We start from the raw sequence: 12,111 nt of genomic DNA, 5'->3' as shown, positions 1-12,111 counted from the left end.
TATCAGATTTCAATGCTGTGAGACAACATAATAATCAAAGAAACTATCAATACCGTTGCGTAATCAACAAAAAGAAGCGCTCATTTTAATAATGAACGCTTCTGTTGATAACGATTAAACTGTGGTAGGTTGGTGCTTCCCGGCTTTAATGTCCTCCATATAATGACATGCTGCCATATGCCCCTCTAACATTCCATCTGCTGTACGAAGCTCTGGTGTTTCTGTTCGACATAGATCGGTTGCAAATGGACAACGGGTATGGAATCTACAGCCTTTTGGTGGATCAATTGGCGAAGGTACATCACCTTTTAAGATGATCCGTTCTTTTTTCTTTTCTACATCTGTACTTGGAATTGCAGAGAGCAATGCCGTTGTGTACGGATGCATTGTGTTTTCAAACAAAGATTTTTTATCTGCAATTTCTACGATTTTTCCTAGGTACATCACGATAATTCGATCTGAAATATGACGTACAACACCTAGATCATGGGAGATAAATAAATACGTTAATTTGAATTCACGTTGTAGCTTTTTCAATAAATTAATAACCTGTGCTTGAATCGAAACGTCTAACGCTGATACAGCCTCATCGGCAATGATTAGCTGTGGATCAACAGAGAGAGCTCGGGCAATTCCGATACGCTGACGTTGACCACCACTGAATTCATGCGGAAGTCTGTCTGCTTGGTGTGGCCCAAGACCAACGGTTTCCATTAATTCAATTACACGATCATTCCGTTCATTTTTTGGTACGGAGTTTTGAATTTCCATCGCTTCTGTTAAAATTTGGCGTACTGTGTGGCGTGGGTTAATCGACGCGTATGGATCTTGGAAAATGATCTGCATGTTTTTACGAATTTTATTCATTTCTTTTTTATTGTATGCAAGCAGATTTTTCCCATCGAATTCAACTTCACCGGATGTTGGTTCATCAAGACGTAAAATGGCTCTTCCTGTTGTGGATTTTCCACAACCAGATTCACCTACAATACTTAATGTTTCCCCTTCATACACTGTAAAGGATACACCGTCCACAGCTTTTACATGATTTACGGTACGACCTAAAATCCCACCTTTAATCGGGAAATATTGTTTTAAATCAGTAACTTTCAGTAGTTCTTTCTGTTTCTGCATGAACATTCACCTCCGGATCGCCATCCCATTCATCTGAATAGATCCAGCAACGAATTTGATTTCCTTCTTCATCTGTAACGAGGTCAGGCAATTTTTCTCTACATAATTCTGTCGCAAATGGACAGCGTGGTGCAAAGCGACACCCTTTAGGCATTTCTGCAGGGCTAGGAACTGATCCTCTAATTACAGCTAGATCACCTTCAATATCCTGGTCGTGTTGGGGAATAGACTTCATTAACCCAACAGTATACGGATGCTTAGCATCCTTAAATAATGTTTTCGTATCGGTATACTCGACAACTTTTCCGCAATACATAACAGCAACGTAATCACATGTTTCCGCTACGACACCAAGGTCATGCGTAATTAATAACACACCCATACCGAGTCGTTCTTGTAAGTCTTTAATTAAGTCTAAGATTTGTGCTTGGATTGTTACGTCAAGTGCTGTTGTTGGTTCATCAGCGATGAGTAATTCTGGATTACAGGCGAGCGCCATTGCAATCATAACACGCTGTCTCATTCCTCCTGAAAGCTCGTGTGGATATTGATTCACACGCTTTTCTGGTGAAGGAATTCCAACTAATTTCAGCATATCAACGGAACGTTGTTTTGCTTGTTTTTTATTTAACCCTTGATGGATTTTATAAGCTTCACTAATTTGTTGGCCAACTGTAAACGTAGGGTTTAACGAAGTCATTGGCTCTTGGAATATCATTGATATTTCATTACCGCGTATTTTACGCATGTTAGCTTCACTTTTATCAAGCAGGTTTTCCCCTTTAAACTTGATTTCACCACCAACTATTTTTCCGGGCTCTTTAAGAAGGCGAAGAATGGAAAGGGAGGTAATACTTTTACCTGATCCTGACTCCCCAACGACGCCGAGAATTTTCCCTTTTGGAATTGCAAAAGAAACACCGTCAACTGCTTTAACCTCTAAGTCTTTTGTAAAGAAGGAGGTCTGTAAATCATTTAGTTCCAATATATTTTCATAGGAATTTGGTGCACTTGTCATATTGAGAAACTCCTTTCTGACAATCTAGTAAAGGATGTTCAAATAGTACTTTTTGAACATATGTTTAAAATTTAAAACGATCAGTCTAAATCAATACGTTTATTTAAATAGCGATACGTAATATCAACTGCTAAGTTGACGAAGATAAATAATAGAGCTACAACTAAAATGGTCCCTTGGACAACTGGGAAGTCACGAGCTCGGATGGAATCAATAATTAATTTACCCATACCGTTAACAGCAAATACACTTTCTGTAAGAACAGCTCCTCCAAGTAGTCCTCCAAATTGAAGACCAACTACCGTAACAACAGGTATTAATGCATTTTTTAGTGCGTGTCGGTAAATAACAACGCGTTCTTTAACACCTTTTGCTCTTGCAGTACGGATATAGTCTTGGTCAATTACATCGAGCATACTTGAGCGTGTCATTCTTGCAATAATGGCTGCGCTAGCGGTACCCAGGGTTACAACTGGTAATACGACCTGTGCGAAGCTCCCCCAACCAGATGGTTTAAACCAACTAGTGTCATTAATGAATGGAACCCAGCTAGGGAGATCAATACCGATGGCAAACCATTGGATAAGCATAAGTCCAAGCCAGAAGTTAGGCATGGATAACCCGAAAAGTGCAATAATCATAAGCGATGTATCAGCGAAAGAGTATCGTTTCGTAGCTGATATGACTCCTACAATAAGTCCCACAAATACGGCAAGAACTGTACTGTAAATCGCAAGTTCTAATGTAACCCAAAACCGTGCGCCAATTTCAGTTGTTACATCTCGTCCACTACGCATGGAGTTTCCAAGATCACCCTGAACAGCATCCTTTACATAATTAAAATATTGAACTGGTAATGGATCATTTAGACCCAATCTTTCTCTAATATTTTCAACTTGTTCCTTTGGTGCACTTTCACCTGCCATAATTTGAGCAGGATCCCCTGGTACTAAGTGCATCATACTAAATACTAGAATTGAAACCCCGATTAAAACAGGAATTGTTTGAATGATTCTTCGGATAATAAACTTAAACAAGATCTTTCACCTCTTTCTACTCTTTTGTCTTCGGATCGAATGCGTCTCTTAAACCATCACCAAGCATATTGAATGCTAGTACTACGAGTACAATGGCAAGCCCAGGGAAAAGAGCAACATGTGGTGCATTATATAGGAAGTTACGCCCATCACTTAGCATCGCACCCCATTCAGGTTGTGGTGGCTGTGCTCCGAGTCCTAGGAAAGACAATCCACTAGCAGATAAAATAGCAGTAGCTATATTAAGTGTTGCTTGTACAATAATTGGTGAAGTAATATTTGGAAAAATGTGTTTAAAAATAATCCGAGCGTCACTAGCTCCTAGAGCTCGCATTGCATCAATGTATTCGAGCTTCTTCACAGATAACGTAGAACCACGAACAATTCTAGCAAATACAGGAACTGATGAGATAGCAACAGCGATAATAACATTTTGCAGGCTTCCTCCAAGCACGGTTACGATTGCAAGTGCAAGTAAAATACTAGGGAAAGCAAGTAGTATGTCCATTAATCTCATAAGGATACTATCTATTCTTCCTCCATAATAACCAGCGGTAATTCCAATAAGAACTCCTGCTGCACCACCAAGTAGAACAGAGAAAAACCCGACGATTAAGGTAAGATGGGTGCCGTGAATAATTCGGCTAAAAATATCTCGTCCGAAGTTATCCGTCCCCAACCAATGATCCGCTGACGGAGATTGGAGTTTATTAAGAATATCTTGTGTACTCGGTGCATATGGCGTAAAGTATGGACCGATTATTGCGACAATTATAAGAAATAGAATGAGAAAACCGCCAACCATTGCTGATTTATTCTTTTTTAGTTTTCGATATACTATTTTCCAATTTTTGAATCGCGGGTTAGGAGGTTTTATCACGGTCCTAGTGTTTTCAATATGTTCTGTCGACTGGCTCATAGATTACTAACTTCCTTTCATAAGTAGATTAAAAAGGTAGTTCAAAAAGCCTGGTGAAGATGGTACATCTAGACGAGAGATTTGACAATGACCGACACGACCTGTGGACAACACAGAAGTCAATACATCGTTTGCAAACCCGCACACTAAAGCCATCTTATCGTTTTCATCCACCTTTTGAACATGTACCTAAATTGCATATTTACCCACCATTTCTTGATTATAACACGAAAAATTGAATTTACAATTTGATTAAAAAGTGGGACTATTGTCGAAAAAAGCAAAATACTGGAGAACCAACGATTCACATAAATGAATGTAAATTGGTATTTTTCTGTAATTAAGTCGTCTAATTAATTTGTCTATGCTATGCTAGAGAGGAACGGAGCACATATCTGGACAATTGTGAATTTAATTTTAGTAAGTCATAAGTCTTGTATTCTAATAGTGAAGACATTTTACAAAGTTAATTTTTAAAAAAGGAGAGGTTAAGGATGGCAAGCGTATTGGAAAAATTAAAAATTACAATTCCTATCATTCAAGCTGGTATGGCTGGCGGGATTACGACGCCGGAACTTGTAGCCGCAGTGTCGAATTCTGGCGCACTTGGGACGGTTGGCGCTGGCTATATGAACACACTCGTATTAAAAGAAGCTATTCAACGTGTAAAACAATTAACGGACAAACCCTTTGCGGTAAATCTGTTTGCTGCAAATCTGGAAGCCTTCTCAACGGATGTAGATGAGATGCAAGCACTTTTAAACAAGCAAAGGGATGAAATAGGCTTAGATCAGCAGGAAAATCTAGTAAAAGTAAATGACTATTTACAAGAGAAAGTTTATATACTTATAAAAGAGAAGGTTCCCATTGTTAGTACAGCCTTTGGTGTACTTTCTTCTGTATTAATTGAACGGTTAAAAGAAAATAATACGATACTTATTGGAATGGCAACAAATATTGACGAGGCAAAGCTTTTAGAGGATATGGGATATGATATTGTTGTAGCTCAAGGTGTTGAAGCTGGTGGTCATCGTGGCACGTTTGACATAGAAAAGTACCCAAATGGAAGTGATATGGGTTTAATTGCACTGGTGCAATCCATTTTAGAGAATACCTCTTTACCAGTTGTTGCGGCAGGAGGGATTTATACGAAAAAGCAACTTGATGCACTACTTATAATGGGGGCTAGCGGCGTACAATTGGGAACAAGATTCTTACTGGCTAAAGAAGCGGGTACGAACAAAACGTATCGTAGAGCATTAATGAAAGCAAATTATGAAGATACCGTGATAACAAAAGTGTTCTCAGGTAGACCTGCAAGAGCAATAAAAAATGGCTTCATCGATGAAGTAGAATCAAGTGGGCTAGATATTTTACCTTTTCCAATTCAAAATGAACTAACGAAAGACCTAAGATCAGCCGGAGCGGAATTTGCTATTGCTGATTTACAATCACTTTGGGCTGGACAAGGAGTAGGGGCATTACATAAAGAAGAAAGTGTGGAAGATATTATCGGTTTGTTCGTCGGTAATACGGAAGTGAAAGTAACATAATATACAGCAAAAAACAGCCAAGTACTCAGATAAATCTGGTGTTTGACTGTTTTTTTCGGTGAAACGATCATAATGTTATATATGCTTCTGGTTAACGATTAAAAATACCTATTACTTTCATCATAGAGTGAATATAAAATAATTTTGCTGTAAATGATGAATTGTGATTAAATAATAAATATAGTAATCCTTTGGAATTGTTTGACATCTAATAATGGTTCAGTTAATATAAATTTATTGAAATAGTAGAACAAAAGGGGTGTCTTTTATGAGAAAGATGAAATTGTTTTTATCGACAGTATTATTGATGGGAATGGCACTATTTCTAGCAGCATGTAGTGAGGACGAATTTCTTCAAATGCTAACAGGGGGGACAAGTGGTACATATTACCCGCTAGGTGGTGAAATGGCTACTAATATTTCAGAGGCAACAGGTATTCAGACGGATGCAGTTTCATCGAATGCTTCGGCAGATAATGTAATCGCTTTAAGTGAGGGAGATGCTGAGTTAGCGTTTGTGCAAACAGACGTTATGTCAAATGCCGTTGATGGTATAAATTCTTTTGAAGGAAATCCGGTTGATAATGTACTTGCAATTGGAGCACTTTATCCAGAAACAATTCAAATTGTTACAACTGGAAACTCTGGTATTACCTCTGTAGAGGATTTGGCAGGGAAGTCTGTTTCAGTTGGTGCGCCGGGATCAGGAACGTATGTGAATGCGGAGCAAATACTCGAAATTCATGGAATGACAATGGATGATATTAGACCACAAAACCTTGACTTTGGTGAATCTACCGGAGGAATCCAAGATGGCAATATCGATGCTGCCTTTATTACAGCTGGAACTCCAACAGGTGCTGTTGAAGGGCTATCCGCTACGGTAGATGTTTCAATAGTTCCGATTGACCAGGAAAAAATTGATGAAATGGTTGAGCAATATCCATACTATGCAGCTGACACTATTCCAGCAGGAACGTATGGATTAGATGAGGAAGTAAATACGGTTGCCGTTTTAGCGATGCTTGCAGTAGTAGATAGCGTTTCAGAAGATACGGCTTATGAGATTACAAAAGCTATTTATGAAAATGCAGATAGTATGGCACATGATAAGGCCCAATTTATTCAGCTGGAAACTGCGTTAGATGGGATTGGAATTGATGTACATCCAGGAGCGCAAAAGTACTACGAGGAACAAGGAGTAAGCGTAGAATAAGCTGCATTTATAGGCTACTATAGCCGGCTGTCCGCCCTTTTATATGGGAATGGCTGTCGGCTATTTTTGGCAAATAGAAAAGCAACTATACAACTAAACCATAATGGAAACACAATCTAGGTGGAACATCATGTTACATAATAAAAGGATTACAATTGTTATTCTTATCATAGCAAGTTTATTAGGTATTTTCCTGTTTGCCCCAGTTGATACAGCTTTAGTTTTCTATGAGAAAAACACAAGACAGCTGGCAGCATTCAAACCAATTGAAATAGACGACAAATTCCAAATCGTCTTTACACATTCCATTCATTTAACAGATGTTGTAGAAAAATACACGGTAACAGAGAATCTGGACATTAAGCAATACGAAATTGTCTATGAGGAATTTGGTATTGGCATGCCTGCGAATGCAGGAGAAGGTCAAACGTTTATCTATGAAGATGGGAAATATCATGTAAAAGATTTGGATAATTACTTTGATTCGATGAAAATTCGCAATGGGAAAACCGTTTCTGAAAATCGATTCTTATGGGAATCGAATACAGGACAGGAGCATATGGTCTGGTTTAATGATTATTTTGATCCTGGTGATTGGTTTACAGTGAAGGTAGAAAAAATCACATTATGGGAATATATGAGAGGAGTGAAAATCCATGAGTGAAAACAAAGAACCAAAACAACTAACATTGGAAGAGCAACAGGAACTCATGCAGAAATATGACGCTGAGTCAAATACTCGAAATGTCGGTGGCTTGATTGCTAAAGTAATCTTTATTATGTTAATTGCTTTTTCTCTCTTCCAAATTTATACAGGAATCTTCGGGCAATATACAGCTTATATTCAACGAACGGTCCATTTAGGCTTTGCATTAACACTAATCTTTCTATTATTCCCTGCCCGAAGAAAAACAAAAAAGCAGACGATACCTTGGTATGATTACACTCTTGCATCATTATCCATTGTTGTCACTGGTTATTGGCCAGTATTCTATCAATCATTAGTGCAGCAAATTGGCGGAATTGATGGTGTACAAGTATTGATTGGTGGGATTGCAGTACTCTTAGTATTAGAAGCTGCTAGAAGAGCTGTCGGTCTACCAATAACAATTATTGCTGCATTATTCCTTGTGTATGCTATTTTTGGACCATATATGCCAGGAATCCTTGCACACCGGGGGTTAAGTTTCCAGCAATTAATTCAATCGATGTTTTTTACGACGGAAGGTATTCTTGGTACCCCATTACAAGTATCTTCTACGTATATTTTCTTATTTCTATTATTTGGGGCTTTTCTCGTTCAAACAGGAGTTGGAAACTACTTTAATGACTTGGCGATTTCGATTGCTGGTCGTCGAATTGGTGGACCTGCAAAGGTTGCGATATTTTCTAGTGCACTGAATGGGACAATTTCTGGAAGCTCTGTAGCAAATACGGTTACGACGGGAGCATATACGATCCCAATGATGAAAAAGCTTGGCTATAAGAAAGATTTTGCAGGAGCAGTAGAAGCGGCAGCATCCACTGGGGGACAAATTATGCCACCAATTATGGGAGCTGCAGCATTTCTTATGATTGAGTTTGCGGGAGAAAGTTATTGGAATATCGCGAAAGCAGCAACGATCCCAGCTATTCTATACTTCTCCGGTATTTGGATCATGACACATTTTGAAGCGAAACGTATGGGTCTTCTTGGTTTGCCTAAGGAGGAGATTCCAAGTAAAAAAACAGTACTTAAAAAAATCCATTTGCTTCTACCAATTTTAGCGATTGTTTATTTCTTGTTCATCGGTATGAGTGTAGAACGTGCTGCTCTTTATGGAATTCTATCAACAATTATCGTAAGTTTGTTTAGGAAAGATACACGTATCACACCAAGTAAGTTTGTTATAGCGTTGGAATCAGGTGCTCGGACAGCGCTAGGTGTTGCTGCAGCTACAGCCTGTGCTGGGATTATTGTTGGAGTTGTTACCAAAACAGGTTTAGGCCTAAAATTAGGCAATGGTCTTGTTGGTATTGCAGGTTCCATTGCAGGCTCTCCAGAGATTCAATTGATGTTAACCTTGTTCTTTACAATGATTACATCGATCATTATTGGGATGGGCTCACCTACAACAGCAAACTATATTATTACATCAACCATTGCTTTACCGGCAATCATTGCACTAAATGGTGAACTAGAAGTAGCGATTCCAGTACTTGCTGCACATATGTTTGTATTCTACTTTGGTATTGTTGCAGATATTACACCACCAGTGGCACTCGCGGCCTTTGCAGCAAGTGGGATATCTGGAGGTGATCCGATTCGTACGGGTCTTAATGCATCGAAACTAGCGATTGCGGCTTTCATCATACCGTACATGTTCGTTCTGAATCCAACGCTTTTAATGATAGAAGGAACCTTTATCGATATTGGCTGGTCACTCATTACCGCAATGATTGGAATGATCGCTGTTGGTGCTGGGCTTATCGGGTTTTGGTATCGTAAAATCAAATGGTTTGAAAGAATTATTTCTGTTATTACGGGATTGTTGCTAATGTATCCAGAAGGCTATTCGGATACGATTGGGTTTATCGCTTTTGTTATATTAGTAGCTATTCAGTTTATGACAAAGGATAAAGGTCAAGATGATCAACGTGATGATCTGAAAAAAGCAGGATCTGCGGGGTAAAAGTTAACATTAAGGTGATCAGATTTTTATCTGATCACCTTTCTTTGATTTCTTATGTGAATACGCTATGCTTAACTTATGGATGATATAAAAATAGAAAGAGGATTACCATCATGAAGCAGTATGATTTTACAGAGGGGAATATATTTAAGCAATTGCTCCGATTTTCTTGGCCGATTATGCTTACGAATTTATTGCAAACATCCTATCAGCTTATTGATAGTTTGTGGGTTGGTAATTTATTAGGTGCTAACGCTTTGGGAGCAGTTGCAGTTTCGGGGACAATTTTGTTTACGGTACTTTCCTTTATTATTGGTTTAAATAATGCAGCACTTACCATTCTTTCGCAGCAAAAGGGAAAGGATAATGAAATAGGATTAAAACGATATTTAAATGCATTTGTCGTAATTCTAACAACGATAGCGGTTGGTTTAGGTGCCATAGGATACTTTTTTTCAGAACAGTTTCTAGGTGTGCTTGGTACACCAGAAGTTATGATGGAACAAGCAAAAGCTTATTTACAAATTAACTTTCTTGGGATTTTATTTCTATTTGGCTATAATTTTATTAGCACCGTTCTTCGGGCTTTGGGCGATAGTAAAACGCCAGTACGCTTTGTTATGATTGCTGTGGCACTAAATGCGGCACTCGATCCAATATTTATAAGTGTGTTTAAATGGGGAGTGGAAGGTGCTGCATATGCAACTGTACTTTCGCAAGGAGTCGCTTTTCTATATGGTTTGATTTATATTTTATCTAAAAAGCTTGCACCGTTTAGTATGCCAACATTACCAGCTAAAGCTGAAGTAGGTTTGATTTTGAACCTGGGAATTCCTTCAGGTCTACAGATGTCCGTTATTTCAGCAGGCTCAGCAGCAATTATGAGTGTTGTTACAGGATTTGGCGGTGGCGTTGTGGCTGGATTTAGTGCTGCACAGCGCTTGGATAGTTTATTGATGCTACCTGCACATGCGCTTAGCACTGCTGTTAGTAGTATGGCCGGCCAAAACATTGGCGTGAAAAATTGGTCACGTGTAAAAGGGATTGCGAAGTATGGTGTCCTTTACAATTTCTCCATTATGTTTGCAATCGGTATTGTCGTTGTATTTTTAGCAGAATATGGTGTCAGACTGTTTATTCGGGATGAAGCAGCGGTCGCATTTGGAAAAACGTATTTACAAATTATTGCTTTATGTTATCCGTTTTTAGGAATTAATTTTATCTTAAATGGAATCGTTCGTGCGGCAGGTGCAATGTATCAAGTGCTTGTACTTAATATTATTTCATTTTGGGTATTGCGATATCCGCTGACAGCTTTATTTGCAAAGGTGTTTGGTGAGATCGGAATAGCGATTGGAATGGGAGCAAGCTTTGTGATTAGTAGTGTAATAGCGATGCTCTACTATCGTTTTGGAAAGTGGCGAGAGAAGGAATTATTCAAAAAGGCTAATTAATATTGGAGCAATGCGATGAAACGATTATGGAAACTTATAAGTGTTGGCGTCATTTCAGGATTTATATTGGGCGGATTTTTGAAGATGGTAGAGCATGATACAGGAAAAGCTGTTTATGTTCTGTTATTAAATGTGGATTATATTCCTGTTATAAAGGATTGGAACATGAATGAAGCTGTTGAATTTGGCTTACATTTGCTTGTTTCTGTGTTGCTTGTACTATGTATCTACTTTTTATTTAAAAGGTGGAAGGTTCAAAATCAAATACTGCCATACATAATCGTAAATGTTCTGATTGGATGTGTCCTCTATTTTACCACTCAATTCTCAGAGCGCACTCCAGATCTGACTGATATGACGGCGTTGATGTATTGGATTGTCGGACATCTTATGTATGGAATCAGTGTCTGGGTGTTGGTACTACTATTGGTAGAGAAAAGGGAAGATCGTGTATGAAGCTAAAAAGAAAGATACGAAAAATAATGAAGCAGGTCGCATCTGTTACGTTCATTTTGATTGGTTTATTTCTACTATTATCGTTTTTGACATTTGAAAAACAAGGCGGGTTGAGTCCTACTAGGTCATCATCTCTCTTAATTAGTGAGGAAGTTCGGAACTATGAGCCGTTAATTCAAACCTATGCGAAGGAGTATGGGATTGAAGATTATGTTGATGTTCTGCAAGCGATGATGATGCAGGAATCAGGAGGACGAGGGAATGATCCGATGCAGTCCTCGGAAAGCTATTGTGGAAAAATTGGGTGTATAAAAGACCCAGAGCTTTCTATTAAACAAGGAGTCTATTATTTCTCGAAAACGTTGGAGGATGCAGATGGTGACCTAGAACTTGCCATCCAGTCGTATAATTTCGGCCGAGGATTTATTGATTATGTCCAAGCCGAGTCGAGGAGCTACTCACAGGATATTGCAATTGCGTTTTCCAAGGAAATGTACGAGAATGCCTCTGATCCATCGGTTTATACATGTCGGCGAGAAGAAGCAAAACAATACGACGCCTGTTATGGAGATATATACTATGTCAGGTCTGTTATGCAATATAAAGATGTATTAGCTCTTGAATGAAGAATCATGAAGAAACTGGTATGATT

Annotated in this window: 11 protein-coding genes; 7 read left to right on the top strand and 4 right to left on the bottom strand. The window is 38.6% G+C overall.

What is annotated here, in order from left to right; all coding sequences use genetic code 11:
* Positions 1-114: 114 nt before the first annotated feature.
* The 4 genes from F1560_RS13945 to nikC form a co-directional block, all read right to left on the bottom strand.
* Complete coding sequence (locus F1560_RS13945; protein ID WP_149475239.1) at positions 115-1,134, bottom strand: ABC transporter ATP-binding protein; 1,020 nt, start codon at positions 1,132-1,134, stop codon at positions 115-117.
* Positions 1,100-2,152, bottom strand: a complete 1,053-nt coding sequence (locus F1560_RS13940; RefSeq protein ID WP_149475238.1) for an ABC transporter ATP-binding protein — start codon at positions 2,150-2,152, stop codon at positions 1,100-1,102. Before F1560_RS13940 ends, F1560_RS13945 begins: the two co-directional genes overlap by 35 nt.
* Before the next feature lie 80 nt (positions 2,153-2,232).
* Complete coding sequence (locus F1560_RS13935) at positions 2,233-3,189, bottom strand: ABC transporter permease (RefSeq protein WP_149475237.1); 957 nt, start codon at positions 3,187-3,189, stop codon at positions 2,233-2,235.
* Between the two features lie 16 nt (positions 3,190-3,205).
* On the bottom strand, positions 3,206-4,108 hold the full coding sequence (gene nikC / locus F1560_RS13930) for a nickel transporter permease (RefSeq protein ID WP_149475236.1): 903 nt from the start codon (positions 4,106-4,108) through the stop codon (positions 3,206-3,208).
* A gap of 494 nt (positions 4,109-4,602) precedes the next feature.
* Here nikC and F1560_RS13925 point away from each other — a divergent pair, with 494 nt between their 5' ends.
* The 7 genes from F1560_RS13925 (at position 4,603) to F1560_RS13895 (ending at position 12,085) form a co-directional block, all read left to right on the top strand.
* Positions 4,603-5,661 carry an NAD(P)H-dependent flavin oxidoreductase gene (locus tag F1560_RS13925; RefSeq protein ID WP_149475235.1) on the top strand — a complete coding sequence of 353 codons (1,059 nt, stop codon included), beginning with the start codon at positions 4,603-4,605 and terminating at the stop codon, positions 5,659-5,661.
* A 268-nt stretch (positions 5,662-5,929) separates the two neighbouring features.
* Positions 5,930-6,877, top strand: a complete 948-nt coding sequence (locus F1560_RS13920; protein ID WP_149475234.1) for a TAXI family TRAP transporter solute-binding subunit — start codon at positions 5,930-5,932, stop codon at positions 6,875-6,877.
* A 130-nt stretch (positions 6,878-7,007) separates the two neighbouring features.
* Complete coding sequence (locus tag F1560_RS13915; protein ID WP_149475233.1) at positions 7,008-7,541, top strand: DUF1850 domain-containing protein; 534 nt, start codon at positions 7,008-7,010, stop codon at positions 7,539-7,541.
* Positions 7,534-9,549 (top strand): TRAP transporter permease, encoded by a 2,016-nt coding sequence (locus F1560_RS13910; protein WP_149475232.1) that lies wholly within the window; start codon positions 7,534-7,536, stop codon positions 9,547-9,549. The genes F1560_RS13915 and F1560_RS13910 overlap by 8 nt, the downstream gene beginning before the upstream one ends.
* A 113-nt stretch (positions 9,550-9,662) precedes the next feature.
* Positions 9,663-11,003, top strand: coding sequence for an MATE family efflux transporter (locus F1560_RS13905; protein WP_149475231.1), 1,341 nt, complete (start codon positions 9,663-9,665; stop codon positions 11,001-11,003).
* 15 nt (positions 11,004-11,018) lie between these two features.
* Positions 11,019-11,459 (top strand): hypothetical protein, encoded by a 441-nt coding sequence (locus F1560_RS13900; protein ID WP_149475230.1) that lies wholly within the window; start codon positions 11,019-11,021, stop codon positions 11,457-11,459.
* The gene (locus tag F1560_RS13895) at positions 11,456-12,085 is read left to right on the top strand and encodes a lysozyme family protein (protein ID WP_149475229.1); all 630 of its coding nucleotides are present in this window, start codon (positions 11,456-11,458) and stop codon (positions 12,083-12,085) included. The genes F1560_RS13900 and F1560_RS13895 overlap by 4 nt, the downstream gene beginning before the upstream one ends.
* Positions 12,086-12,111: the final 26 nt, after the last annotated feature.

Source organism: Oceanobacillus polygoni (assembly GCF_008304605.1).
Classification (GTDB): Bacteria; Bacillota; Bacilli; order Bacillales; family Amphibacillaceae; genus Oceanobacillus; species Oceanobacillus polygoni.
Note: the sequence above shows the minus strand (reverse complement) of the source record. Positions and strands in the feature narration are given on the sequence as shown.

What these genes read in the sequence shown, in the direction of transcription:
- nikC (WP_149475236.1), bottom strand. Translation starts at nt 4,108, where the DNA reads ATGAGCCAGTCGACAGAACATATTGAAAACACTAGGACCGTGATAAAA.
- F1560_RS13925 (WP_149475235.1), top strand. Translation starts at nt 4,603, where the DNA reads ATGGCAAGCGTATTGGAAAAATTAAAAATTACAATTCCTATCATTCAA.
- F1560_RS13905 (WP_149475231.1), top strand. Translation starts at nt 9,663, where the DNA reads ATGAAGCAGTATGATTTTACAGAGGGGAATATATTTAAGCAATTGCTC.
- F1560_RS13910 (WP_149475232.1), top strand. Translation starts at nt 7,534, where the DNA reads ATGAGTGAAAACAAAGAACCAAAACAACTAACATTGGAAGAGCAACAG.
- F1560_RS13915 (WP_149475233.1), top strand. Translation starts at nt 7,008, where the DNA reads ATGTTACATAATAAAAGGATTACAATTGTTATTCTTATCATAGCAAGT.
- F1560_RS13900 (WP_149475230.1), top strand. Translation starts at nt 11,019, where the DNA reads ATGAAACGATTATGGAAACTTATAAGTGTTGGCGTCATTTCAGGATTT.
- F1560_RS13895 (WP_149475229.1), top strand. Translation starts at nt 11,456, where the DNA reads ATGAAGCTAAAAAGAAAGATACGAAAAATAATGAAGCAGGTCGCATCT.
- F1560_RS13945 (WP_149475239.1), bottom strand. Translation starts at nt 1,134, where the DNA reads ATGCAGAAACAGAAAGAACTACTGAAAGTTACTGATTTAAAACAATAT.
- F1560_RS13940 (WP_149475238.1), bottom strand. Translation starts at nt 2,152, where the DNA reads ATGACAAGTGCACCAAATTCCTATGAAAATATATTGGAACTAAATGAT.
- F1560_RS13920 (WP_149475234.1), top strand. Translation starts at nt 5,930, where the DNA reads ATGAGAAAGATGAAATTGTTTTTATCGACAGTATTATTGATGGGAATG.